Origin of the sequence: Lentisalinibacter salinarum (assembly GCF_040706555.1) — a bacterium.
Taxonomy (GTDB): domain Bacteria; phylum Pseudomonadota; class Gammaproteobacteria; order Steroidobacterales; family Woeseiaceae; genus Lentisalinibacter; species Lentisalinibacter salinarum.
Window position 1 is genome coordinate 98,861 of the sequence record NZ_JAPDRH010000001.1, and the last position, 25,807, is coordinate 124,667.

At 67.5% G+C, this 25,807-nt stretch carries 20 protein-coding genes; 8 read left to right on the plus strand and 12 right to left on the minus strand.

The annotated features are described in order from the left end of the window. Nucleotides 1-16 precede the first annotated feature (16 nt). The 5 genes from bchE to ACJMKZ_RS00420 all read right to left on the minus strand — a co-directional run bounded on the left by bchE (nt 17) and on the right by ACJMKZ_RS00420 (nt 5,885). The gene (gene bchE / locus ACJMKZ_RS00400) at nt 17-1,792 is read right to left on the minus strand and encodes a magnesium-protoporphyrin IX monomethyl ester anaerobic oxidative cyclase (protein WP_405231129.1); all 1,776 of its coding nucleotides are present in this window, start codon (nt 1,790-1,792) and stop codon (nt 17-19) included. After that, the gene (bchJ, locus tag ACJMKZ_RS00405; protein WP_405231131.1) at nt 1,777-2,442 is read right to left on the minus strand and encodes a bacteriochlorophyll 4-vinyl reductase; all 666 of its coding nucleotides are present in this window, start codon (nt 2,440-2,442) and stop codon (nt 1,777-1,779) included. The genes bchE and bchJ overlap by 16 nt, the downstream gene beginning before the upstream one ends. 173 nt (nt 2,443-2,615) lie before the next feature. Then, nucleotides 2,616-3,482: a transposase gene (locus tag ACJMKZ_RS00410; RefSeq protein WP_405231133.1), complete on the minus strand. Its 867-nt coding sequence runs from the start codon at nt 3,480-3,482 to the stop codon at nt 2,616-2,618. Nucleotides 3,483-3,608: 126 nt separating this feature from the next. Next, nucleotides 3,609-5,114, minus strand: coding sequence for a BCCT family transporter (locus tag ACJMKZ_RS00415; protein ID WP_405231135.1), 1,506 nt, complete (start codon nt 5,112-5,114; stop codon nt 3,609-3,611). A gap of 75 nt (nt 5,115-5,189) precedes the next feature. Further along, nucleotides 5,190-5,885, minus strand: coding sequence for a hypothetical protein (locus tag ACJMKZ_RS00420; RefSeq protein WP_405231137.1), 696 nt, complete (start codon nt 5,883-5,885; stop codon nt 5,190-5,192). A 152-nt stretch (nt 5,886-6,037) separates the two neighbouring features. On the opposite strand from ACJMKZ_RS00420, the gene ACJMKZ_RS00425 reads away from it, so the two are divergent. Next, entirely contained in the window at nt 6,038-7,615 is a 1,578-nt protein-coding gene (locus ACJMKZ_RS00425) for a long-chain-fatty-acid--CoA ligase (protein WP_405231139.1), read from the plus strand. A 122-nt stretch (nt 7,616-7,737) separates the two neighbouring features. Next, on the plus strand, nt 7,738-8,388 hold the full coding sequence (locus ACJMKZ_RS00430; protein ID WP_405231140.1) for a class I SAM-dependent methyltransferase: 651 nt from the start codon (nt 7,738-7,740) through the stop codon (nt 8,386-8,388). A gap of 96 nt (nt 8,389-8,484) precedes the next feature. Here the strand turns inward: ACJMKZ_RS00430 and ACJMKZ_RS00435 are convergent, their stop codons facing one another. The 3 genes from ACJMKZ_RS00435 to ACJMKZ_RS00445 form a co-directional block, all read right to left on the minus strand. Further along, nucleotides 8,485-9,228 (minus strand): superoxide dismutase family protein, encoded by a 744-nt coding sequence (locus ACJMKZ_RS00435; RefSeq protein ID WP_405231142.1) that lies wholly within the window; start codon nt 9,226-9,228, stop codon nt 8,485-8,487. Nucleotides 9,229-9,559: 331 nt separating this feature from the next. Next, the gene (locus ACJMKZ_RS00440) at nt 9,560-10,636 is read right to left on the minus strand and encodes an SMP-30/gluconolactonase/LRE family protein (RefSeq protein WP_405231144.1); all 1,077 of its coding nucleotides are present in this window, start codon (nt 10,634-10,636) and stop codon (nt 9,560-9,562) included. A 112-nt stretch (nt 10,637-10,748) separates the two neighbouring features. Next, entirely contained in the window at nt 10,749-12,749 is a 2,001-nt protein-coding gene (locus ACJMKZ_RS00445; protein ID WP_405231146.1) for a tetratricopeptide repeat protein, read from the minus strand. 141 nt (nt 12,750-12,890) lie between these two features. Between ACJMKZ_RS00445 and ACJMKZ_RS00450 the strand changes: the two genes are divergently transcribed. After that, entirely contained in the window at nt 12,891-13,181 is a 291-nt protein-coding gene (locus ACJMKZ_RS00450) for a DUF5640 domain-containing protein (RefSeq protein WP_405231148.1), read from the plus strand. A gap of 22 nt (nt 13,182-13,203) precedes the next feature. Further along, nucleotides 13,204-13,839: a hypothetical protein gene (locus tag ACJMKZ_RS00455; RefSeq protein WP_405231149.1), complete on the plus strand. Its 636-nt coding sequence runs from the start codon at nt 13,204-13,206 to the stop codon at nt 13,837-13,839. A 73-nt stretch (nt 13,840-13,912) separates the two neighbouring features. Here ACJMKZ_RS00455 and ACJMKZ_RS00460 read toward each other — a convergent pair whose 3' ends face one another. The 3 genes from ACJMKZ_RS00460 to ACJMKZ_RS00470 form a co-directional block, all read right to left on the minus strand. Next, entirely contained in the window at nt 13,913-15,802 is a 1,890-nt protein-coding gene (locus ACJMKZ_RS00460) for a hypothetical protein (protein ID WP_405231151.1), read from the minus strand. A gap of 193 nt (nt 15,803-15,995) precedes the next feature. Continuing rightward, complete coding sequence (locus ACJMKZ_RS00465; RefSeq protein WP_405231152.1) at nt 15,996-17,636, minus strand: hypothetical protein; 1,641 nt, start codon at nt 17,634-17,636, stop codon at nt 15,996-15,998. Between the two features lie 286 nt (nt 17,637-17,922). After that, nucleotides 17,923-20,070, minus strand: a complete 2,148-nt coding sequence (locus ACJMKZ_RS00470) for an ATP-binding protein (protein WP_405231153.1) — start codon at nt 20,068-20,070, stop codon at nt 17,923-17,925. Between the two features lie 175 nt (nt 20,071-20,245). Here ACJMKZ_RS00470 and ACJMKZ_RS00475 point away from each other — a divergent pair, with 175 nt between their 5' ends. The 4 genes from ACJMKZ_RS00475 (at nt 20,246) to ACJMKZ_RS00490 (ending at nt 24,773) form a co-directional block, all read left to right on the plus strand. Beyond that, a complete protein-coding gene (locus tag ACJMKZ_RS00475; protein ID WP_405231154.1) occupies nt 20,246-20,962 on the plus strand; it encodes a response regulator in 717 nt (238 codons plus the stop codon). A gap of 202 nt (nt 20,963-21,164) precedes the next feature. Next, a complete protein-coding gene (locus ACJMKZ_RS00480; protein WP_405231155.1) occupies nt 21,165-21,719 on the plus strand; it encodes a hypothetical protein in 555 nt (184 codons plus the stop codon). A gap of 16 nt (nt 21,720-21,735) precedes the next feature. Further along, nucleotides 21,736-22,536 (plus strand): hypothetical protein, encoded by an 801-nt coding sequence (locus ACJMKZ_RS00485; RefSeq protein ID WP_405231156.1) that lies wholly within the window; start codon nt 21,736-21,738, stop codon nt 22,534-22,536. A gap of 215 nt (nt 22,537-22,751) precedes the next feature. Then, complete coding sequence (locus ACJMKZ_RS00490; protein WP_405231157.1) at nt 22,752-24,773, plus strand: CocE/NonD family hydrolase; 2,022 nt, start codon at nt 22,752-22,754, stop codon at nt 24,771-24,773. A gap of 115 nt (nt 24,774-24,888) precedes the next feature. Here ACJMKZ_RS00490 and ligD read toward each other — a convergent pair whose 3' ends face one another. Beyond that, nucleotides 24,889-25,803: a non-homologous end-joining DNA ligase gene (gene ligD, locus ACJMKZ_RS00495; protein WP_405231158.1), complete on the minus strand. Its 915-nt coding sequence runs from the start codon at nt 25,801-25,803 to the stop codon at nt 24,889-24,891. Nucleotides 25,804-25,807: the final 4 nt, after the last annotated feature.

The following is a 25,807-nucleotide window of genomic DNA, read 5'->3' on the forward strand; positions in this document are numbered from 1 at the left end:
ACTCTCGACGGGTGCGTTACCGTATCGCCGAGAGCCGCTTCGCCCTCGCTCGCTGCCTCGCGAAGCCGCGCGGATCGAAGAACTCGTCGATAGGTGCCTCGCCGAGCAGCGCGGCCGGGTCCACGATCTCGTCTTCTTTCGGCGAGTAGGTGAGCACCTCGGCCGTCAGCGGTTCCACGCCGTTGCCGTTGTGCCCGTTCCTGCCATTCGTTGCCGGGCCGCCGCCGCAGGCGAGGGCTGCGGCGCCGTCGGTCCTTTTCGTCTGCTGATAGCTGCTGCCCACCCGCTGGCGGCTGCTCTCGGCCAGCGCCAGTTCTTCTTTCGTGAGCACGCGCGACTGGTCGAACTTGAAGTCGATCTCCTTCTGGCCCCGGTAGTCGATGCGGCCGAGATCGTAAAAGCGACGCTCGAAACCGGACTTCATCGCCGCCTTGAGGCAGCCGAGCATGTACTTCCTCTTGTACTTGTCCTTGAGCCACGGATAGCTGAACAGGCTCTTGCGCATGTAGAAGCGGCGGTAGTTCTTCATCACGCCGTTGAATACCTCGCTGCGGGTCATGGCCTCGGGCTTCATGATGGGGGTGACGAAGTTGTAGCGCGCGTAGTCGCGCACCTCCACCTTGTCGCCGAGTTCCTCGAAGAGATCCGAGAACGGCCAGGGCGTGTACATGATCCAGTTGGCCATGTCGCAGTCCCAGTCCATCGCCCAGCGGAAGGTGTCCTCGATGCTCTCGGCGGTCTCGTTCTCCAGCCCGATGATGAACTGGGCCTCGGCCACCATGCCGTTCTCGCGCAGCAGCCGGATCGCCTTCTTGTTCTCGGCGACCGTCGTCTCCTTGCGGAAGCGTTCCAGGTTCAGCTGGGCGGAAGCCTCGGTGCCGAGGGAGACGTGCACCAGGCCCGCCTTGCGGTACATGGGCAGGATGTCCTCGTCGCGCAGGATATCGGTGACACGGGTGTTGATGCCCCACTCGATGCCGAGGTCCCGGTCGATCAGTTCCTGGCAGAGGTCAATGAACTTCTGCCGGTTGATGGTGGGTTCTTCGTCCGCGAGGATGAAGAAGCCGATTTCGTGGTCGCGCACGAGTTTCTCGATCTCGTCGACGAAGTTCTTCGGCGAGCGCATGCGGTAGGAGCGCCAGAACTTCCACTGGGAACAGAACGAGCAGGTGAACGGGCAGCCGCGGGCGAAGTTCGGGATGGCGACCCGTTTGCCCAGCGGCAGGTAGATGTAGTCGTCCCACTCGAGGAGGCTCCAGTCGGGCTTGAGGTCGTCCAGTCGCTTGATCGGCGGATGGGCCGGAGTGGCCACGATCTCGTCGCCCTCGGTGAAGGCGATGCCGCGGATCTGGCGGCGGTCGCGGTCGAGGGAGCCGTTCTCGACGGCCTGCACCAGGTTCACCAGCACCTCTTCGCCCTCGCCGCGGGCGATGACGTCGATGTGCGGCGCCTCCTTCAATACCTGCTCGTACATGAAGGTGGCGTGGATGCCGCCGAGCACGGTGACGGCGCCGGGGAAGACGGACCGGGCGATCTCGAGGGTTTTCTCGGCCTGATAGATACTCGGGGTTATGCAGGTACAACCGACGAGATCGGCCGATCCGATCCGTGCCAGGCGCGCGCGCAGGGCCTCGTCGTCGAGATGCCCGGTCATGGCGTCGATGAAGTGAATATCCGTGTAACCATGCTTCTTCAGCGCCCCGGCCAGGTAGGCGACCCAGGCGGGCGGCCAGTTGCCGGCGATCTCGGCGCCGCCGGAATGGTAGTTCGGGTGGATCAGCACGATACGCATGGTTTCTCTCCGCGGGCGCGGGCGCCCTCGATGTCGATGGAAAAGCGGCAGCAGTCGTCGCCGCAGGCCTCGCAGGCGGTCTCGTGGACGGTCGCGTGTTCCGCCGCGAGGCGCAGCAGGCCCTGGAAGGCCGCTTCGTAGTAGGCGCCGGCCGCCGTCGCTTCCGGTGCGTTACGGCAGGTCGGGCAGTTCTTGAGGACGATGTCGGCGGGGTAGCCGCCGGCGGTGTGGAAGCGGCCGCCGCCCGCGAAAGTCCAGGCGTGGCGGCGGAACGCGGCCAGCAGCAGTGGCAGGGCCAGCCGGGGCGGCAATGCGTGCAGCAGCCGCCGGAAGAACCGCGGGATGCGGTTGGCGGCGACGTAGTCGGCCGTGTAGTCGCCGGCCAGTCGCAGCACGGCTTCGGAGCGCGCCCAGGGCAGCGTGCGCCGCAGGCTCTCGATCAGCCGCATGAACAGGGCTTCCGGAATCATGTGGTCGGGGTCGGTGGCCGGGAGCGCGGCGCCGCGAGCGACAGCCTCGTAGCAGGCCGTGCCTTCCAGCTCGGCGATGGCACGCAGGGTCTGCAGCACCGCGTTCGGGCCGATCATGGCCCCGGGCGCGGTAGCGTCCGCTTTCGCCTCCGCCGGGCGGGAGAGTGGAATGCTCAGCATCCGCTTGCCTGTCTTACCCCGAATGTCAGTCAAACATGACAATCGTCATGCCAACAGAAGTTGACACATTAGAGGATAATGGAGGGCCTGGCGATTACGGCAAACCGAAACGCGTGAAGGTGCCGGACCGAACTTTTGCAACTTTTCCAACTTGTTGCCGTGCTCTCGGTGCCTCAGCCCCTGAGCAGCCGAGCGACGGCCGAGTCCGACCGATTGAGGCGCCGGGCGATCTCCGCGACGCTGGCGACGCCGCGGTCCCGTGCCTGGCGGGCGATCTCCCGCCGCACGCGCACCAGTCGCCGCTCCCGACTGGGCCCCGTGATCGCGGCCACCTCGCAGCCGTGGCGCTCGGCGGCGGCGGCGATCAAGCTGTCGAGATTGCGGTCGGCGAGCCTGGCGTCGACGGGATCGTTTGGCTCCGATAGCAGCCGATCCGCGCCGGTCAGCCGTTCGTCTTCGGGGTCGCCCGCCAGGAGTTCATCGGGTAGCTCCGCGTCGGGATCGTCGCCGACGAAGCGCCGATAGGCGGCGCGAGCCGGAATCCGGCGGCGGCCGAACATCGCGAGTATCCAGTCGGTCCGCAGCCAGGCTGGCGCGTCCTCGCCGAGGTAGTAACGATGGCTGCTCCAGGGATAGTCCGCCGGATCCGAGACGAGGCCGGCCTTGACCGGGTTCAGGTGGATATAGCGGACCAGCTGCAGCGCGTAGGCATCCACGTCCACCAGCAGCGCGCGGTAACGGCGCTCGAACAGGTGACCGGTCGCCTCGCGCTGCCGGTTCACGCGGAAGGCGTAGCGCGACGCGATCCACTGCATGAGCCGGCCGAGCGGCGCCTCGCCTACCCGGATTGCCATGTGGATGTGATTGGGCATCCAGCAATACGCGTGCACCTCCGCTTCGAGGCTTGCTGTGGCTCGTCCGACCAGCTGGTCGAGATAGATGCGATCGGCGGCCGAGAAGAAGACTTCCTGCCGGTTATTACCCCGCAGGATGACGTGGTACAGGCTGCCGGGCACGTGGAGTCGCCGTGGTCGGGTCATCGGGCATCCTCGGTCGCTGCCAGTGAAAGCTAGCGCGTCGGCGCCCGTCCTGCCGGCTCGAAAACTCCCCTTTCCCGACAAAAACCCGAAACAACTTCAGAAAGTTGCAAAAGTTCGGTCCGGCACCTATTCCTCCGACCGCAACGCCCGCTGCAACCCGTACGCCGCCACCAGCAGAAAGATGGCGATGGGAATGCCGGTAGTGAGTGACGCCGTACGCAACGCCGTCAGCCCGCCGGCGTAGAGCAGCACCGCCGCAACCGTCCCTTCCGAAACCGCCCAGAACACCCGCTGGGCCTTCGGCGGGTTCGGGTGGCCGCCCGAGGTCACCATGTCGTCCACGAAGGAACCGGAGTCCGACGAGGTGACGAAGAACACGATCACCAGCAGCGTCGCCGCGGCCCAGGTGAACTCGTGCCAGGGCAGTGCCTCCAGCACGGCGAATAGCGCGAAGGCCTCGTTCTCCTGCACCGCCTCGGTGACGCCGCCGCTGCCGAATATCTCCATGTGCAGCGCGGTGCCGCCCAGCGCCGAGAACCACAGAAAGCTGCCCAGGCTCGGCACCAGCAGCGCCGTGAGGATGAACTCGCGCAGGGTGCGGCCCTTCGAGATGCGGGCGACGAAGATGCCGACGAACGGCGACCAGGAAATCCACCAGCTCCAGTAGAACAGCGTCCACTGCTCGTGCCAGCCGTCCGTGGACCCCGGCTCGGTATGGAAACTCGTGGCCGGCAGCTTCTGCAGGTAATAGCCCAGCCCTTCCAGGAACAGCTCCAGGATGTACACCGTGGGTCCGGCCAGCAGCACGAAAGCGAAGATCGCCGCCGACAGCCCGATGTTGAACTGGCTCAGGAAGCGGATGCCCCGATTCAGGCCGGAAACGACGCTGATGGTAGCCACCAGCGTGATCCCGCCGATGAGCGCGAGCTGAGAGCCGATGCCCTGGGGCAGTCCGAACAACCGATCGAGGCCTGCGTTGACCTGGATGGCCCCCAGGCCGAGCGAGGTCGCCACGCCGAACAGCGTCCCCACCGTGCACAGCACGTCCACTGCATGGCCGATGCCGCCGTAGATGCGATCGCCGATCAGCGGGTAGAGCAGCGAGCGGGGTGCCAGCGGCAGGTTATGACGGAAGTGGAAATAGGCGAGCGGCAGGGCGAGCGTCGTGTAGATCGCCCAGGGATGCAGGCCCCAGTGGTAGAAGGTGAAGCGCATCGCCTCCCTGAGCGCCTCCGGCGTGCCCCCTTCCATGCCCGGCGGGTCCAGATAATGAAGTACCGGCTCGGCGGCACCGAAGAACACGATGCCGATGCCCATGCCCGCGGCGAGGAGCATGCTGAACCAGGCGAGATAACCGAATTCCGGCTTCGCTTCGTCGCCGCCGAGGCGGACTCTGCCGTAGGGGCTGATCAGGAGCCAGAGCACAAAGATGAGCAGCGTCGTGGCCGAGAGGATGTAGAACCAGCCGAGCTTCTCGACGATGGTGTTCTGCAGCGCGTCGAAGAGGCCGCGGGTGGTGTCGGTCCAGACCGCCCCCAGGACGACGAACAGCACCACCACGGCCGCGGCCGGGAGGAACACCCAGGGCTCCATGCCCTGGACGAATCGCTGCAGGAAGGTCTTCCTGCTCACCCGCTTCGCGCGCGGCTACCGCCCCGGTCGGGGGGCAGAACAAGTTCCAAAAGTTGCAAAAGTTCGGTCCGGCACCTAGTTCAGGGTGGTGTGGCAGGCGGCGCAGTTGGCCAGGAACTCGGCGTAGATGTCCGCTTTCTCGTTCCCGTCGCTCGCCATCATGCCGTTGCCGGCCAGCTGGTGGATGCGCCGTGCCATCTTCCTGACCCGTTCCGGCTGATCGCCGCCGCCCTTCAGTTCGTGCGGCGTCAGCGGCGCCTCCAGCAGCGCGTCGATGCCCCTGGACCAGGCCACCTCCGAGGGCCCGACGATGCCTTCCCACATGCGGTCGGCCGCCCACTGGTGGCGGATCATGTGCGAGACCGTGTCCGTCTCGAAGCCGGGCGGGTCGGAGATGTCGAAGCGCACCTCGATGCCGTTGTCCAGGTGGCAGCTGCCGCAGGCGTTGCCCATGAGGCTCGTCGCCGTGGCCGCGGCGGTGAAGTCCTGCGCCTCGACGGCGGCTCGTGCCGCCGCGCGCATGGAGCCCACGTACCCCTCCCACTGGCCGGGCAAGGCTGCCGGCGTCGGATGCGTGGCCAGGTATTCCGCGGGCTCGCGTACGGCGGCGAGATCGCCACGGATGAGCGCGGCCTGGATCTGCGTGATGCGCTCCCAGTGCTCATGCATGTGCCCGGAGAGGTTGCCGTCGCGCTGGTCCGCCCCTGCGCTGCCGGCGACGGCAATGACGAGGGAGGCGGCGAGGAGTCCGAAAAGTTTTCCCGATTTCATCGTAAGGAGTCTCCGTGGCTGGCCGTGATTCGAAAAACCCGATTTTGCGGTAAGGTCGCGTGACGCCCGATCGTAGATGCCGTCGATGCCGACGATCCGGTCGACGGCGGTATCGGTATACTCTGCGTCCGGATTCCAACGGGGGAGAAACTGTGAAGGAACTCGTCTACCACCAGCAATTCCTGCCGGCGCTGCGCCTGTACGGCGATCGGCACGTGATCGCCGACGGTGCCTACAGCGCGACGCTGGAGACCCATGCCGACCGCGTGTTCCGGCTCGGCCACGGATTGCGCAACCGCCTCGGCATCGGCAAGGGCGACCGCTACGCCGTCATGTCGATGAATTCCCATCAGTTCATAGAACTTTACCATGCCGCCTTCCTTGGCACCGGCGTGATCAACCCCCTGAATCTCCGCCTCGCCGGCAAGGAGTTGGACTACATCCTGCGCGACTCGGGCACCAAGGTGGTATTCGTCGATGCCACCTTCGCGCCGCTGCTGGCCCAGGCCCGCCAGATCGGCGGCGCCGACTGCCCCGTGGAGCAGGTGGTGCTGGTGGGCGAGCCCGGTGCGACCGAGGCGCCCTACGACCTCACCTACGACGAACTGCTGGAGGCCTCCGAGCCGGAGCTGCCGCCGGAGCCTGAGGAGACGGACCCCGTCGTGCTCATGTACACCGGCGGTACCACCGGCCTGCCGAAAGGCGTCGTCTGCTCCCAGCGGGCGGAGATGCTGAACACCTACCACGTGGCCATGGTGATGGGGCGGCGCCCCGACGAGGTGAATCTCATGCAGACGCCCGTCTTCCACGCCGCCTCCATCGTCGGCTGCCTGGCCACGATCACCGCGGGCAGCAAGCTGGTCACGATGCCCATGTTCGAGCCGGGCGCCGTGCTGAAGCTGATCGAGGCCCACCAGGTCACCCAGACCACCATGGTGCCGACGATGGTCGGCATGATGCTGCAGCACCCGGAATTCCGGCCGGAGGCGCTGAAGAGCCTGCGCCAGCTCACCTACGGCGCCTCGCCGATGCCGGCAGCCATCCTGGACACACTCCTTAAAATACTTCCGGACCTGGAGATCCAGCAGGGCTACGGCATGACCGAGTGCTCCTCGGTCCTGTGCATGCTGACCACCGACGACCACCTGAAAGGCGGGCCGCGACTGCGCTCCGTCGGCCGAGCCGTGCCCGGCGTGGATCTGAGTGTGCAGGACGCCGAGGGCAACCTGCTGCCGCCGAACGAGGTGGGCGAGGTGTGCGCCCGAGGCGGCAACTTCATGGAGGGCTACTGGAACAAGCCGGACGCCACGACCGAGGCCTTCCGCGACGGCTGGTATCACACCGGCGATGCCGGCTACCTGGACGACGAGGGCTATCTCTTCCTGGTGGACAGGGTGAAGGACATGATCGTGACCGGCGGCGAGAACGTCTATTCCGCGGAAGTGGAGAACGCCATCTCCACGCATGCCGCCGTGGCACAGGTGGCGGTCATCGGCATCCCCCACGACCTGTGGGGAGAGCAGGTGCACGCCATCGTCGTGCCGAAGCAAGGTGCCGAGGTCAGCGAGGACGACATCATCGCCCACGCCCGGGAGTCGATCGCCGGTTACAAGGCGCCGAAGTCCGTGGAGTTTCGTGCCGAGCCGTTGCCGCTGTCCGGCGCCATGAAGGTGCTGAAGCGCGAGCTTCGCGAGCCCTACTGGGAGGGGCGGGAGAAGCGGATTCAGTAGCGGTCGTCTTCCGGCGAGCCGGGGCAACGGCGCTCGCCGGTCGGCGGTAACGTCTGTAGACTCCGTCGTCTCGCCGCGAGAAGAGGGCAACGGCCTGCCGCGAGTCACCGACCGGAGGCGCCATGTCCCTGATCCGCTACCGCTACCAGACGCTGGAGTTCGGCGATCGGGACATCCACGTCCGTACCCTGCGGGACGTGCAGCAATTCCACGACGAGGGCGGCGAGGCCGAGAAGCTCGGCATCTCCTCGGCGCTGTGGCCATTGTTCGGCATCGTCTGGATTTCCAGCGAGGTGCTGGCATCGCTGATGCAGGACTACGATGTCGAGGGCAGGCGCATCCTCGAGGTGGGCTGCGGCATCGGGCTGGCCAGCCTGATGCTCGGTTACCGCCACGCCGACATCACTGCCACGGACTATCATCCCGCCGCCGCCCACTTCCTGAAGGAGAACGAGCGGCTGAACGGGCTGGATCCCATCCCGTTCCATCGTGCGAGCTGGTACGACGAGGAGACGGGGCTCGGCACCTTCGACCTCGTCATCGGCAGCGATCTGCTCTACGAGCGCCAGCACGTGGATGCGCTGGCCGGCTTCATCGACCGCCACGCCCGGGCGCAGTGCGAGGTGATCGTCGTGGATCCCGGCCGGGGTAACGCCACCCGCTTCACCCGGGCGATGCAGGAGCGGGGCTACACGCATCACCCTTCGCCGAAGAATGCGCAGGAGTGCCCGAGCGGGCCGTTCGTGGGCTACGTCCTGCGCTACACCCGCTGATTGACTGTAGGAGGGCCTTCAGGCCCGATTTGTTTCATGAATCGGGGCTAAAGCCCCTCCTACATGCCCGTCGCGGCATCGGGCCTGAAGGCCCTCCTACCCGGCATCGGGCGGGTCGGTGCGCGGGACTTCGGTGATTACGCCGCAGGCAAGGCGGGCGCCCGCAGCGCCGGTGGGCTGGGTCTCGAAGTCGTCGGCGCCGGCGTGCACGATGACGGCACGGCCGAGCACGCTTTTCGGCCCGTCGTCGAGGGTCATCTCGGCGTCCACCACGTTCACCAGGGCGTAGCCTTCGTCGTTGGCCTCGATGTTGCCGAGGTCGCCCACGTGGTGCTGTGCAGGCGGGCTGTCCGGTGAGCCGTGCGGGTCGCCGTCGGGCGCGAAGTGGCCTCCGGCGGAGGTGCCGTCCGGCGCGGAGCAGTCGCCCTTCTCGTGGATGTGCAGACCGTGGAGTCCCTCAGGCAGGCCCATCAGCTCGCCGTCCATGACCACGGCGCCGGCGGCTCTGGAGAAGGTCACCGTGCCGCGTGCCTCGTTGCCCTCGGTGGGCTCGAGTTCGGCGCGGGCGACCAGCAGCGGTTCGACGCTATCGTCGGCCTCGCTCATGGCGGCTCCCGTCGCCGGCATATCCGCCGACTTGTCGTAGCCGCGGCGCTCGTCCTCCGGTGTCGGCGCCTCGACGGCCTCGCGGCCGTCGCCAGGGTCCGGTACGTCGACGTCCACCGTCTCGTCGCCCTGGCCGCAGCCGGCGATCAGCAGCAGAGCAGCTGCCGCCAGCGCGGCTGCGGCGAGGCGTGAGTGTTCGCGTGTCCGGCTTGTCGTGATTGGGTTCGTCTGCATAACTGACTCCGGCGGTTTCTCCTCTGTCTCTGTGTCAGAAAGTATCCGGACAACGGCTGTGAATGCTGATGGGGGGCGGGGATGGGCGCAGGGTCACAGCCGCCGTCCGGGTACCCTTCTGCCTTGTCAGGCGCGCGTTCGGGCCGCGCGGGTACACCGGAGGTCATGCAACAGTGATGCCAGGATGGACGTGACGGCGCGGCGGGGCTGCGGGAGCGGCGGCGGGGGCCGGGCGTGCAACCCTTACACGGAGGATGGAAAATCCTGCATGCAGGAGGGGCTTCAGCCCCGATTCATTGTTGACCGATCGCAATCGGGGCTAAAGCCCCTCCTACCAGTCGCGTTCGATCCTGCCCAGCGCGGTGCCGAACAGCGACGTGAGGTACAGCGCGTCCGGGGTCTCCAGGGCGCCGGTGACGGCCTGCAGTTTCGTGCCTTCCCCCTGCAGGTTGGCCACCACGTTGCCCTTGGCGTCGATGGCGAAGACGTGGGTGGAGGCCTCGGCGGCCGGGCGCATCGCCTCGGGCAGCCGTTGCACCACCTTGCGCAGGAACGGCTTGCCGGAGAGGGAGTCCAGCCGGGCGCTGCGTGGCGAGACCAGCCCCACCCAGAAGCGGCCGTCGAGGCCGGGATTCACGTTGTCGGGGAAGCCGGGGAGGTTGTCGATGAGAATCTCCGTCTCGCCGGCGTTCGGGCCGGCCAGCCAGTGCTTCAGCACCCGATAGGTGCCGGTCTCGTTCACCAGCAGGAAGCGACCGGCCGGGTCCACCGCCACGCCGTTCGCGAAGTCCAGCCCCGCCATCACCGTGCCCGTCTCGCCGGTCCTCGGGTCATAGACCAGCACGCGGCCGTGGCTGCCGTGCTCCAGGATGTCCAGCAGACTCGCTGCGTAGGTGCTGCCGTAATCCGCCGCGCCGAATTTGGTGCTGGCATCCGAGAAGTAGATGCGCCCGTCCGGCGCCGCGTCCACGTCGTCGGCATAGAGGATCGGTGAGCCATCGACCTCGTCGGTGAGCAGCGTGACGGCGCCGCCGGCATCCACGCTCTGCAGGCCCAGGTAGGCGTTGGCCACGAGCAGGTTGCCGTCGGCGTCGAACTCCAGGCCGAGCGGGCGCCCGCCGGTCTCGGCGAAGACGGAGATCGAACCGTCTTCGGCGGCGATGCGCAGTATCCTGCCGTCCTCGGTGCCGGTGTAGAGATTGCCGACCCGGTCGATCACCGCGTCCTCGGGCCCGTGGTACGGCGCGATCTCCACCCGCTCGAGATCGGCCAGCGCATCGTTGGCCGCGAAGTCGCCGGTGTAGCCGGCGTCCTCTGGCGCGTCCCAGGCAACGGGGTCTACCGGCACGGGCCAGGTGAGCAGGTAGAGCGCGGCGGCTGCGAGCAGCACGAGCAGTAGTCGGAGCATGGGATCCCCCTTCCCGTAGAGCCGCGGCCAGTATAACGCCGATCCGATGATGGGCATGTAGGAGGGCCTTCAGGCCCGATTTGTGTGTAATGAATCGGGGCTAAAGCCCCTCCTACAGTTCTTTGAAATCCGGGAAGCGGGCGTAGCCTGGGCAGGTTGCCGTCGCCTTCGACAGCGCCTGCCGTGCCCGTTTCTTCTCGCCCCGGGCGAGCCAAACCTGTGCCAGACGGCGGTAGGCGGTGGCGTCGTTCAGGTCGTCCGTCATGGCCTTGAGGCCGGCGTCGATCTCGTCCATGACGGTATCCGGCACCGCGTCGGGGTCCAGCCGGCCGAGCATCGTGTAGTAGTACGCCCGCGCCGCCTGGTCGGCCGCCGGTGCCGTGCCCCGCAGATGGTCGCGCTCCAGAATCTCGGCGGCGCGCAGGTAGGCTTGCTGCGCCTTTTCGGTCGCGCCGGCGTGCCGATAGGAATCCGCGAGCGCGCCCCACATCTGGTGGATCTCGGGCTCGCCCGTGGCGATTGCGTCGATGGCCCGCTGCCTGAGTTCCGCGGAGTGTTCGTAGTCCCCGAGCACGTAGTAGACCAGGCCCAGGAATTCGTCGCCCACGTAGGACTGGGGCGCGAGTTCGCGGGCGCGGAGATAGGCGTCGCGACCGCGCTCGAAGTCGCCGCGGCAGACGTACCATGTGCCCAGGTTGCCCAGCACGTATTCGTTCTCGTCCCGCGCGATCGCCTCCTCGCTGGCCGCGATGGCTCCGTCCAGATCGCCGGCGAACCAGCGCATGGTGGCCAGCGAGAACAGGGGCTTCCACACGGCCGGATCGCTGTCCGCAGCCGCGCGCGCGGCGGCCATCGCGCTCTCCAGCATCGCCTCGTCGCCTTCCTGCCGGTAGGCCTGCAGCCGGCTGGCGGCCAGGCCGGCCAGCGCGTCCGTGTAGCTCGGTCGCTCGGTCAGGATCTCCTCGTACAGCGCCATCGCCCGGTCGTTGCGTCCGGTGCGGCTGAGGAAGTGGGCGTGCGCGGTCCGAACGGCCGGGTCTTCCGGGGCGAGCTGCAGCGCCTGGCCGCAGGTGCGGGCCGCATCCTCCAGCGCGCGTTCCTCATTGCCCATCCAGTGTTCGGTCAGCAGCGCCTGGCACAGTCCGGCGTGGGCGCGGGCGTAGTTCGCGTCCTGGCGCAGCGCGGCCTCGAAGTGGCTGCGGGCGCGCTTTACGTTGAGCTCGTTGGCGGGGCGGTCCAGGAAGTACGAGCCCTGCAGGTAGTCGTCCTGCACGGGTGCCAGGGGGAAATGAGGCCCGGCCCGATCTCCGTCGTCTGTCCCGCCGACCGCCCGGCGCACGGCCGCGGTCACTCGCTCCGCAATCGCCGGCAGCGAGGCCTCCACTTCCGCCGCCGGCAGGCTCTCCGCCCACAGCTGATGGCGCACGCCGTCGTCGGCCACGATGCCGAACCGCAGTCCGGCAAGGCGGCCGACGCGGACGATCTCGCCGTCGATGGCGGCGTCGGTGCGCAGCCGTTCGGCCGCCTCTGCCGGGTCGAGGGCGCGCACGAGCACGGTGGCACTGCCCTCGGCGACGGCGAAGTGATCGCTCAGGCGTTCCCGCAGCAGGCTCGCCAGCCGGGCATCCGTATCGCCCCCGATGGGCATCACCAGGAGGCTCGCGGCGCCCAGCGTCAGCGGCGGCGGCGCTGACGCGGACGGCGCATCGCCGGAGACGGACTCGCGCTGCATCAGCAGCCAGCCGACGCCGGCCAGCGCCGCCATGGAAAGCATCACTGAGAGCGCGAGCCAGGCCGGCCGCGGGGCGGTCCGGGCATCGCCGCCCGCCGACGGTTCCGGCAGCGCCTCCTCGTCGGCGCTGCGGTACAGCGTCCACGCTTCCACCTCCAGCGCCCGGGCGATGCGCTCCAGGGTCTGGAGCTCCACGGGGAGCTCCCGGAACGCGCGGCTGACCATGTCCTTCGGCGCGGAATCGAGCCCCTCCAGGTCCGCGATCCGCTCCGCCAGAGCCGCCTGGGTGCGCAGCCCGGCATCGGTCAGCGCCCGGGTCAGCCTGGCCCGGGAGGCGCGTATGCCCCGCCTGCGCTGGTTTTCCTGTCCGGATGAAGTCACCGCTCTCGTTCTTCGTTATGGCGCGGTTTCGGGCTTATCCCCCCTCAATCACCTCTATTTGACCCAAAAACCCGTTAGCTGTCGATGCGCCGGCGACCGGCGCCGGGCCACGATTCACGCTGGTTTCGTGGGGGGAGTGTCATGAAGCGAGCTCTGACGACGCTTTGCCTGCTGCTGGCGCTGGGGGCCGGCGGCTGCCGGGATGCCGCCATCAGCGGCACCTGGCAGGACCGTCAGGCGGCGACCACCTATCACTTCCGCGACGACGGCCGCGTCACCGTCTCGGTGCTCGATGCCAGCGTTCCCGCGGAATACACCGTGGACGGCGACCGGGTGCTGGTCACCAGTCCCCAGGGAACCGTCGTACTGAAGAAGCGAGAAGACCGGCTGTACGGCCCTATGGGCCAGGAGCTCGTGCGGCGGGCGGAGTAGACCGAGGAGAGGAGGAGACGACATGTCGAAACAGGTAGCACAAGGCCAGACCCTGGGGGCGTCCTGGGAGATACGCGTGCGCACCGGTACGGTGGACAGCACGGATACCCGTTCCGAGACGGAGGTCAGCGGATCGTTCGGCGGCGGCGGCGGCATGACCGTGGGCGGCACCGGCGGCAACATGCCGGTCTCGGGCCAGGTGCAGTCGAAGACCACCCGGTACCAGAACATCTATCTCACGGACGAGGACGGCAAGGAGCATGCCATCGAGCTCGTCGACTTTCTCGTGCCGTGCAAGCAGGGCCACAAGCTGAGCCTGTACCTGCTGTTCACCGGCGGCTCCGACTGGGGCTCCTACTTTCGTGCCTACAACCACAATACCGGGCAGCACTACGAATACACGAAAGCCGCCAGGGACGAATTGTTCCCCAAGCGGTTGTTCCTGATCGCCAGTGGCGCTCTCGCGCTGCTGTATTTCTTACTCGCTTACGGCGAGGACGGCACCGGCTTCGGCGAGGCGCTGTTCACCGCGGCGATAGCTGGCGGCCTCACCGCCGGCGTGTTCTGGGTCATCTGCAAGATCATTGCATATGCCCGCTCGTTACCCGTACGAAAGAACCCGACCTTCACGCGCCATCTCGCGGAAATGAGCCGGTAGGAGGGCCATGTAGGAGGGCCTTCAGGCCCGATTCACTAATCGATCGGGCCTGAAGGCCCTCCTACAGTTTCCTCTAGCGGGCGGGGCGGCGGCCGCGGAGATCGGCCAGATAGATGCCGGCCCAGCCGGCCTCTTCCGTGCCCATGCTCGCGGTCACGGCGAGCCAGCCGTTGCGGAAGGCCTCGCGTTCCAGCGCGAGACCCGAGATCGGCAGGGTTTCACCGGAGTCCGGATCCACGGCCTGCGGATCCAGCAGCGTGCCTGCCCATCCTGTCTCGAGCAGTGTGACGGTGCTCGCGCGCGATGCGCCGAGCGCCTCCGCGAGGTAGATGCCGTGCACCGGTTTCGACCCTGCGCGGCGGCCCTGGAACGCGACGCGGAACGTCGCGCCGGCCCGCTCGGACACGGATACGAACGCGGCGGAACGGAAGCGCGGCGGTTTGCCGCAGCCCTCGCTCTCGCCGGCACCCGGCGGGGCGCCCGAGTAATTCCAGTAGATGAAGTCCTCGTAGTCCTCGCCGGCACCGGCCCGGGCCATCAGCCGCAGCCGCCGGGTGCGGGTGTCGTAGACGAAGATGCCCTGGTTCACGGATACGGTCTTCTCCTGGTAGCAGCGCGGGTACAGCGGATCGTCGGTGTCGTCGCACACGCTGTGTACATCGCCGTTGATCTCCCCGTCCGGGCCGTCCGCGAAGTCGCCCGCGTGGTTGCAGTAGTCGCGTCGGATTCGGTTGCCTTCCTCGGGACAGTAGAGGCGCAGCCTCCGGGTCTCGTCGCCCCATGCGCCCCAGAAGCCGACGAAACGGCCGTCGAAGGACAGGCCTTCACCGATGCGGGTGAATCGGCCTGCGCCGCGTACCGGCACCTCGTCGTCGAGCCCGACCAGCGTCCGCAGCGGCGCCGCCGGCCGGCTCAGCCCGGACTGGTAGATGCCGCCGCAGCTCGGGTCTTCCTCGTTGTCGTAGCCCACGAAGACCACGCGGTCCCGGGCCGCGCTCGGCGGAGCGGTGGAGTCGAAGGTGATGTCGCCGCGGCAGTAGCGGTGATTCGGGATGACCGAATCGGAGTTCGCGATCAGTGCGATCGGCTCGAGCCCGCCGGCATAGTCGTCCGCCACCTTCCGGTAGAACACGCCGGTCTTGTCTTCACCGTCCGACGGATCGGTGTAGTTGCCCTTGAAGGCGATGTAGCCCTCGTCCGTGACGGCGGGCGAGCCCGGGAACACCTCGAATCGAGTGGTGGCGGCGACGTTCGGCACGGCGAACAGATACGTGAGGTCCACGTAGTCGGATGGGCCGACCTCGCCGAGCAGGCTGGCGCCGGTGCGCAGCTCGCTCGCAGGATTGCCGGCTGCCGGGTTGAAGTACACGCCGGTGGTGCCGGCGCGGGACTCGTCCTCTTCCTCACCGTACGTCCACACGGGCGGATGGTTGCCGCGGGTGGCCACGGCGTCGCGGTGCAGCGCGATGCGGGGGATCGACGGGAACTCGTTGAAGGTGGCCAGGAGCCAGTCCGGGCCGCCGCCTCCCTCGTCGCCGTGCCCGCCGCCGCTGCCGCCATGGGTGTCACCCGCGCCGTCGTGGCTGCCGCCGTCGTCGCCGTGGCTGCCGCCGCCCGCCGGATATTCGGTGTTGTTCGGGTCCGGCACCGCGGTGTCGCGGTCGGCGATCCGGCGTATCGTGGAGCCTGCCGCGCCCATGTCGCGGACGTAGATGCCGCTGATCGGCCCGCGCTGCCGTCCGGTGCTGCGGGCGCGGAACACCACCACGGCATTGCTGTTCACCGAAGGGGGGTTGTAGCTGTTGTAGGTACGGTCCGGATGGCCGGGGATGGCGTCGCCGTTGTTGACCACGACCTGCCAGGACGGGCCGGAGCGGTCGCCCGCCAGGCCGGTGCCCGCGAGGGCGGTCAGCACGGTGACGGCTCCGGCCAGCATCATTATGTAAAGCTTGTGTGTTCTCATTGTGGGATACCCCTTGCCGGCATCATTGCCGCGTAGACCGGCCGGGGAGGGTCTGTGACCGCTCCCCGGCCGTCGGTGAGGTCAGCTGCAGGGCTCCTCCCTGGCCCGGCTGACCCTCACCTGGAGCCCCGTCCCTGGAGCCGCCTTCCCTGGCCGTGCCATCCCTGGCAGTTTCGTTCCCGGGAGAGGCCGATCAGCGGTTGCGGCCTCCGCCGCTGCCGCCACCGCCACTGCCGCCACCACCGCCGCCGGCCTTCACGGCCGTTACGACGGTGGTCTCCGTTACCACGTCGTTCGATGCGTTGACGTCTTCATCTGCCATGACTTCGGCCGTCCATTCGATGGTCGTGGCGTAATCCATGCTGAAGAAGAACGTCCAGCTGGTGGAGTAACCGGCCGCCAGAGTGAACGGTTCGGTGTACTCGGTTCCGGCGAACACTTCGGTCGCGGTGACGATCCCGCCGTCTATCAGGTACAGCGGTCCTACCACCTCACCGTCGCTGCCGATGCCGGTCAGCTTCACGAAGCCGGTCGCGTCAGCGGGTCCCGCATTGGCGACGGTCAGCGTGCCTTCCCGGCCTTCGGTGTCGGCCACCATCCGCTTCGGCACCTGCAACCCGGAGTCGGCGCTGATCGAGACGTCGTAGTAGACGTCCGCGCTGGCCTCACAGGGCACCGGTGTGGCGTAGTCGCCCGGCACCGGCCATACGTGCATGTAGTCGATCACCGCCCGGCTGTCGTCGGCAGCCGTAGCGAACGCGCCGATGTTCTCGCCGGGATAGCTCCCTGCGAGCTCGGGAACCACATCGAGGATCGGTGCTTTCGCAATCTCGAAATAGTGGTTCTGGGTATCGAACTCGTGCAGGTATTCGAAAATGCCGACATCCGTCCCGTAGATATCCGAGTAGATGTAAGCCGGTGCCGGAAGGGCGCCGAATGTGGCGTTGCGGTCGTAGGTGTAACCGAGCACACCGCTTCCGTCATCGTAGCTCGAGAAATCCAGGAAGCACTTCTGGACGTGCTGGATGGCTCCCATCACCTCCTCTTTCACGCTGATGCATCTCCTGTCGAGCACTGCACTTTCCGGAGTCTCGGTGAGGCCGAGGATTTCGTTCAGATAAACGACAAGATCGACTCCGACGAAACCGGACTTGTCCGACGCCGCGCCGAGGCTGGTCGCTGCCGCGTCGATCCAGGACCGTCCGAGGTCGATGTTATCGCCGAGCGTGCCGTTCATCATGAGCGCCTGGTACATGGCCAGGTGCTGCAGCGGGGAGTCGATGGTGGAGGTCTTCACGTAGCTGTCCTCCACGGCCGGTGTCTCCGGGTTGTCACCGATGATCACACTGGACGCGACCGGCCGTCCGGCAGGGTCCAGGCTGATACAGCCAGCGGTCGCTAGGGTCAGGCTTGCTTCCTCGAGCTGCGACTCGAACACGGAGTCCGGCGACCGCGACTCGTTGATGCGGCCGAAATCGACTTCCTGTGTGTAGATGGAATAGGGCCCCTCCGCGGAGCAGGTAGCAGGATCAACCGGAATCAACAGGCACTCACCATCCAGCGGGTGGCCGGAATTCTCGATCATCCCACAGCCATCGAATGTCTCCGCTGCCAGCGGCTGCTGGCAATCGTCGGCCGTCAGGATCGGCACGCCCCACGCATCCCGATACAGGATGAACAGGTCGCCGTAGTCCGGCGGCTCGTTGCCGCTGTCGTGACCTCCGCCGTTGCCGCCGCCGACGCCGGGTGGCCGTTCGGCCATGACGCCACTGCTGAATGCGAACAATCCGACGAGGATCGCTGTCAGCACATAACAGATTCCTTGTTTCTTCATGACAGGCTCCTCCTGCCCCCAATGCCTGCCGCGGGCGGATGCTGCGGGGCGCTGCAGCTGGCGTCCCCGGATGGGGCCGGAGCACCGCGGCGGGAGGTGAAGCGAGGAAGTGGTCCGTCGCGCCGTCTTGTTCGATTTTCGCGCATGGCACCTTCTCCTTGCCTCCTGGGTTCCATGCTAGGGCCGGCGTTTAAAGGGCTGCGCCACCCTGAGTAAACGGTGCGTAATTTCGTTGTGAACTTTTGTAAGCGCCGTCAACCGGGCGCGGCGACGGAACGCGAATCGGTCAGCGCCCCGCCCGCCGGACCGCCGCAAGCAGGTCGGTCTCGCCGTAGGGCTTCGCCAGGATGGGGTAGTCGCCGTCGCCGGCACGGGCGGCCTGGTCGCTGTAGCCCGTGGTGAGCAGGATGCTGATGCGGGGGTAATGACGGCGGACCCAGTCGGCCAGTTCGAGGCCGCTCGTGCCGCCGGGCATCACGATGTCGGTGAACAGCAGTGCGACTTCCGCGTGCCTCATCAGCAGTTGCCGGGCCGTGGTGGCGCCGGATGCCTCCAGTACGCGGTAGCCAGCGGTGGAAAGCGTGCGCGCCGCGTAGCGCCGCAGCCTGGCCTCGTCCTCCACCACCAGAATGGTCTCGGCGGCCGCCGCCTGCGGCGCTGCGGCTTGCGCGGCGCCGTCATGCTCCTGCGCTTCCGCCGCTTCCGGGAAGTACAGGGTTACCGTCGTGCCGCTGCCCGGCTCGCTCTCCATGCGCAGGTCGCCGCCGGACTGGCGGACGAACCCGTAGACCATACTGAGGCCGAGTCCGCTGCCCTTGCCCGGGCCCTTGGTCGTGAAGAATGGTTCGGTCGCCCTGGCCAGCACGTCGGCGCTCATGCCCTCACCCGTATCGGTGATGCTCAGCGCCACGCAGGGTCCGCCCGTCATGTCGAGACTGCTCCCGGCGCGGATCTCTTCCCGCCGCGCCGCGATCCGGATTCCGCCGCCGCCCGGCATCGCGTCGCAGGCATTGATGATCAGGTTCAGCAGCGCGCTCTGCAGCTGCTGGGTATCCACCCGCACGGGCAGCGCAACGGTGTCGGTGTCCAGTGCAATCTCCACTCGGTCTCCCGCCACCCGCTCGAGGAAGCGGCGGTTATCGCGCAGAAAGACGCCGAGGTCGATCGTCTCGGGCTTCAGGGTCTGCTTGCGAGAGAAGGCCAGCAGCTGCTGGATCAGGCCGGTACCGTCCTCGGCCGCCGAAACCGCATCGTCGATCAGCTCGGCGGCTTCGGTATCGCCGGACCGTACACGGCGCTTCAGCAGCCGCAGGTTGCCGAGGATGACCGTGAGCAGGTTGTTGAAATCGTGCGCGATACCGCCCGTGAGCCTGCCCAGTACCTCCATCTTCCGTGCGTGTGCCAGTTCGAACTCCCGCTCCCGACGCTCGGTCGTGTCCACGAAGCTGACCACCGCGCCGACGATCTCGCTATCGCGGCGCATCGGCTGCGTACGGTATTCGGCCGGGAAGCCGGTGCCGTCGGCGCGCCACAGCATCTCGTCGTCGAGCCGCAGCGATTCCCCATGGGAGATGGCGCGGGCAGCGGGGCATTCCTCCCTGCGGTGGGGGCTGCCGTCGGGGTGGGTGTGGTGGATCAGTTCGTGGATATCGCGGCCGAGGAGTTCGGCTTCGCCGCGGTAACCCAGCTGGCCCACGGCGGCCCGGTTGGCGAACGTGCAGCGGCCGTCGAGGTCCATGCCGAAGATGCCTTCGCCGGTGGAGGCGAGGATCAGGCGCAGCCGCTCCTCGCGTTCGTGCAGCGCGCGGACCATCGGGTTGCCCAGGCGCAGGAACAGGAAAGTGGCGGCCCCGATCAGCGCCAGCGCGACGGCAAGGACGAGGGCGCCGGCACGGAAGAACGGTGCCCGGATCTCGGCCAGGTCGATCTTGGCGACAACACCCACCCCGAGTGACTCCACCGCATCGTACGCGGCCAGTACCCGGGTGCCGTGATAGTCGCTGCCGATTACCGTGCCCCTCTCGCCCGACAGGGCGCGATGCATGGGCTGGGAGAAGGGCGAGCCCCAGGGCACCGGGGCCGGCGCCTCTCCCACGGTGTGGTGATGGCGCATCAGGAACACGATGTCGTCGCCTTCGCGCCGCCCGAGCGTCACCTCGGTGGAGCCCAGGATGGTGTGCTCGTGTGTGAACGCCTGGCGGATCTGGGCGAGGGTGGCGTCGGCGGCGGAGCCCGGGTAATCGTGGCGATAGCGCTGGTCGAACTCGCTCATCTGCTCGATCAGCCGAGCCAGCGTATGGGCGCTGTCCACGAGCTGCTCGCGCTGGCGCTCGAACGCGGTGTCGTAGAGCACGCCGATGGCGACAGCCGTGGCCACCGTAACGACGGCGGTCATCGTGAGTATCAGCAGGGCTATACGCCTGTATTCCGCCACTGCGGGATCCTGCGGTCTGTCGCCGCCCTCCGGCCTGTTCGGCAGCCGATTTTCCCGCCAGTCTGAACCCGCACCCCGATTCGCGCTATCCGCAGGGTCCGCATAAATCGCGATAGAAATCCCATGCCGATGGGACATACTGGATTCTCATCGCATGAAGCCGGGAGAAGGTCCTATGGTCAGGGCGAGCGGCATTCTCGTCGTGGACGATGACCCCCGCCTGTGCCGGCTGCTGTCCCGCTATCTGACCGCGGAAGGCTATACGGTTCGCACTGCGGGCTCCGCCCGGGACATGCGCGAGATGATGGCCCTGGAGGAACCGCGGCTCGTCATCCTGGATCTGATGCTACCGGACGAGGATGGTCTGAGCCTCGCACGGGAGATACGAGCGCATTCCGACATCGGCATCCTGATGCTGACCGGCAAGCGGGAGCCGGTGGACAAGATCGTGGGACTGGAACTCGGCGCCGACGACTACATGACCAAGCCCTTCGACGAGCGCGAGCTGCTGGCGCGGGTGCGCAGCATCCTGCGGCGCGTCGCGCCGTCCGAACGCCACGACTCCGGCAACGGCTCCGTTCTGACCTTCGACGGCTGGACGCTGAATCTCGCGGCTTGGGAGCTGACGGATCCGGCAGGTACTCCGGTCGAACTGACCACCCACGAGTTCGAACTCCTGGCGGCACTGGCATCTCATGCCGGACGCGTGCTGAGCCGCGATGCTATCCTGGAAATCGTCGCCGGACGGGACTGGACGCCCTACGACAGGAGCGTCGACGTACTGGTAGGCAAGCTGCGCCGCAAGCTGGGCGACGACCCCCGCGCGCCGCGCATGATCAAGACCGTCCGCGGCGCCGGCTACAAACTGACCCCCCACGTCGACACGATGTAGGAGGGCCTTCAGGCCCGATCCGGTTGGGGGATCGGGGCTAAAGCCCCTCCTACCAGCCCCTCCTACATGCTTCGATAACGCATCAGCGTTCCTTGCGTTGACACGGACGGCCCTTCCAATTCTACGTATTCACGGATGCCCGGCTGCGGCGTTCAATGGACCCTGCGAGGGAGCACGGAAGAGTGACATGGAGGGTTGAATCATGCGTACCAGGAATCTTCTGGTTGGACTCGCCACCACGGCGCTGCTGGCCGGATCCGCCATTGCGGCGGCCGACATGCAGGGCGCCGGCAGCGGCGGGCAGGGTTCCGGCGGCGAACGCGGCGCTGTCGCGCGCGATGCGCAGATGGATCGGGACCGGACCATGGACCGCGATCGCCTGATGGAACGTGAGCGTTTGCAGGATCGCGAATACGCGATGGCCGGCGACAAGGACCAGGATCGCGACCGCGACCGCGACAAGGACCAGATCCGGGACCGCGACATGGATCAGGACATGGATCAGGACCGCGACCGCGACATGGATAAGGACATGGACCGCGACCGCGACCGCGATCGCGATCGGATTCACATGGATGACGAAGGCAAGGGCATCTTCGCCGGTGGACTCATGACCGAGCAGGAGCGTGCACGTTACCGTGAGCGCCTCAACAATGCGGAGTCGGAGCAGGAACGCGAACGCATCCGCGCCGAGCATCGCGAGCAGATGATGGAACGGGCCCGCGAACAGGGCATGACGCTGCCCGAGACCGAATAAGCAACGGAGTGCCGCTATGAATGCCAAGCACGCTGAGTGCCCGGGACGGACGGTGGTGGTGTCGGCGACGCTGGCGGTGCTCGCTCTGGCGGGCGCCGCCGGTACGGCGCTGGCGGAGGAGGGTCGCACGACCCTCACCGTCGGCGCCGAATACACCACCGGCGACTACGGGGGCGACAGCGATATCGACGACATCTACGTGCCGGTCACGCTGTCCTGGACGGGCGAGCAGTTCTCGCTGCGCGCGACGGTGCCATACGCCTACGTGAGTGCGCCCGAAGGCTCCATCATCGGACGCCGCGGCGACGTGATCGTGGGCAGCGGTGACGACGTGTCCGACAGCGGCATCGGTGATGTCCTGCTGTCGGGAACCTGGCTGGGCCTGGCCGAGAGCGACAACGCGGTGCTCGACGTCACCGCCAAGGTGAAGCTCGGTACGGCCGACGAGGACAAGGGACTGGGCACCGGCGAGACCGATTATTCACTGCAGCTGGACGGCTACGTGTTCCAGCGCGACCTCATGTGGATGGGCACGGTCGGCTACAAATGGCGGGGCGATCCCGCGGGACTCGACCTGGACGACACCTGGTTCGTCGCCGGCGGCGTTGCCCTGTGGGCAGGCCGTGACAATCGCGTCGGCACGCTGGTGAGCTACCGGCCCGAGCTGATCGACGGCGGCGATGCCGCCACCGAGGTCTCCGTGTTCTTCGACACCGAGGTCTCGCCCCGGCTCGGCGCCCAGGTGTACGCGCTGGCCGGCCTGTCCGACGGCAGCCCGGATTGGGGCGTCGGCGGATCGGTGAGCTGGTCGTTCTGAAGAGGATGTAGGAGGGCCTTCAGGCCCGACCCGATTGAGCCGTAGGAGGGGCTTCAGCGCCGATTCATTCCAATGGTCGGGCCTGAAGGCCCTCCTGCCCGTGCGCGCTTCGTACGTGGTCTCCACGGTGGTGTCCTGCGGCGCACACGGTCCACAGTGACAGGCTGCAACGCGCAGATCAGCTTCAAGGTGGAACCCACAGGACAGGACGCTGCATGAGATTCGTCGACGAACTGCCCCATCAGGTACGCGAACTGGAGAACGTGGAGGTGCCGATGCCGGACGGCGTGCGTCTGGCGCTGCGCATCTGGATGCCGGAAGACGCGGCCGAGCGCCCCGTGCCGGCGATCCTCGAGTACATCCCCTATCGCAAGCGTTACGGGACGGCGGCGCGCGATGCGCTGGCTCATCCCTACATGGCCGGTCACGGGTATGCGTGCATCCGTGCCGATCTGCGCGGCAGCGGCGAATCCGAAGGCGTGCTGGAGGACGAGTACCTGCAGCAGGAGCTGGACGACGGTTGCGAGCTGATCCGCTGGGTCGCCGAACAGCCCTGGTGCGACGGCAACGTCGGCATGATGGGTATCTCCTGGGGCGGCTTCAACGGCCTGCAGATCGCCGCCATGCAGCCGCCGGCGCTGAAAGCCATCGTCACGCTGAGTTCCACCGACGACCGTTACGCCGACGACATCCACCACATGGGCGGCTGCCTGCTGGGCGACAATCTGTCCTGGGCGTCGACCATGTTCGCCTACAACACGATGCCGCCGGACCCGGAGCTCGTGGGTGACCGCTGGCGCGACATGTGGTTCCAGCGCCTCGAAGGCAGCGGCCTGTGGCTGGCCAAGTGGCTGCGGCATCAGCGCCGCGACGCCTATTGGCGCCACGGCTCGGTGTGCGAGGACTTCGGCGCCATCCGCTGCCCCGTCTATGCCGTCAGCGGCTGGAGCGACGGCTATTCCAACGCCGTGTTCCGGCTGCTCGAGAACCTGGACGTGCCACGCAAGGGTCTGGTCGGCCCCTGGAGCCACAAGTATCCCCATATCGGCATGCCCGGCCCCGCCATCGACTTCCTGGGCGAGATTCTGCGCTGGTGGGACCAGTGGCTGAAGGGCGTGGACACCGGCATCATGGACGAGCCTATGCTGCAGGCCTGGATGCAGGACAGCGTGCCGCCGACGACGAGCTATCTGGAGCGGCCCGGACGCTGGGTGGCCGAGCCCGCCTGGCCGTCGCCGAACGTGGTGGAGCGCCGTTATCGCTTCACCCGTCATCACCTGCGGCCGCCGGAGACGGAGGTGGAGCCCTACGCGATCGGTCTGCAGTCGCCGCTGACGGTGGGGCTGTTCGCCGGCAAGTGGTGTTCCTACGCGGCCGGCCCGGATCTCGCCCACGACCAGCGCCACGAGGACGGAGGCGCGCTCGTATTCCAGACCGACCCGCTGCAAGAGGAAGTGGATATCCTCGGCCAGCCGGTCGCCGAACTGGAGGTTTCCGCCGACCGCCCCGTCGCCATGCTGGCCGTGCGACTCTCCGACGTGCTGCCGGACGGCAAGGCCACCCGGGTCACCTACGGCCTGCTGAACCTGACCCACCGCAACGGCAGCGAGGAGCCGGAGCCGCTGGAACCCGGCCGGCACTACCGGGTGCGGGTGACGCTGAACGAGGCGGCCCACCGCTTCCCCGCCGGCCATCGCCTCCGGGTGTCGGTCTCCACCTCCTACTGGCCGCTGGCCTGGCCGGCGCCGGAAGCGGCGCGCATCGAGCTGCACGTGGCCGGCAGCAGCCTGTCGCTGCCGGAGCGCCCGCCGCGCCCCGAAGACGACGAGCTGCAAGGCTTCGGCGAGCCGGTGGGCACGCCGCCGCTGGAACGCCGGGTGATAGACGGCGGCCATCACAACTGGATCGTGCACACCGATCTCGCCCGGGATATCTCGACCCTGGAGGTCATCAACGACTCCGGGCGCTACGTGATCCGAGATATAGACCTCGAGGTGGGCGCAAAGGCGCTGGAGTGGTACAGCTCCCGCGCGGACGACGTCGCCACGGCCCGCGGCGAAACCTACTGGGAACGCAGCCTGGCCCGCGGCGACTGGCGCATCCGCACCGAGACCCGCACGGTCCTCACTTCCACACCGACCCACTTCCACATCACCGCCACCCTGGACGCCTGGGAAGGCGACAAGCGGGTGTTCAGCCGTAACTGGGACGAAGCCATAGAGCGCGACCTGGTCTGACGGGTTCTTTCCTGGCCGCCCTGGATGCGGCACGGCTTCGATGGGCATGTAGGAGGGCCTTCAGCCCCGATCAGCGTTCGGCCACCTCACGCGAAGATCGGGGCTGAAGCCCCTCCTACATGCTGGTCAGGCCTTCGGCTGCGGCCGCTATGCCGGCGGCGTGGCGCTTCATGTCCGCCCAGGGGTCCTCGATCTGGCCTAGCCGGCGGAACAGGTTGCCGATGTGGTAGCGCTGCGCCGTGAGGTCGCCGGCGCCCAGTTCGTCCCAGGCTAGCGGCGTCGCCACCGGCGCACCGGGCTTCGCGCGCAGGCTGTAGGGCATCACGGCCGTCTGGCCGTACGCGTTGCGCATGACGTCCAGGTACAGGCGGCCCTTGCGCTTGTCCTTGCGCTGCTCCGCCGTGAGGGTGTCCGGGTGGCGTTCGGCGAGCAGGTCGGCGGCGCGGCGCGCGAAGTCCCGGACCGCATCGAAGTCTGCGCTGCGGTCCAGCGGGACCACCACATGCAGGCCCCGGGAGCCGGTGGTCATGACGTAGGGCGTGAGCCCCAGCTCGCGCAGGAAGTCGGCGGTGAGTCGGGCCGCGTCGCGCACGGGCCCGAAGTCGTCGTCGGGCGGGTCCAGGTCGATCACCATCCGGTCCGGGTGGTGCAGCCGGTCGCGCCGGCTGAGCCAGGCGTGGATGGTCAGCGTGCCCTGGTTGGCCAGGTAGACGAGCCCGGCGGCGTTGCGAACCACGATGTGTTCCACCTCGCCGCCGCCCACCCGGTCTGCTGTGACGCCCTCGACATAGTCGGGGAAGTAGTCCGCGCGGGCCTGCTGGTAGAAGCCGTCTTCGCCCAGGCCGTCCGGGAAGCGCTGCAGGGTAAGGAAGCGGTCCGCCGCCCAGGGCAGGGCGTATTCCGCCACGTTGCGGTAGTACTCGATCACGTCGCCCTTGGTGATGCCGGCGTCCGGATAAAGCACCTTGTCCTCGCTGGAGGTTTCCACCACGAGGCGCCCGAAGCTCAGTCGGCGGCTTTCTTCAGACATGGCT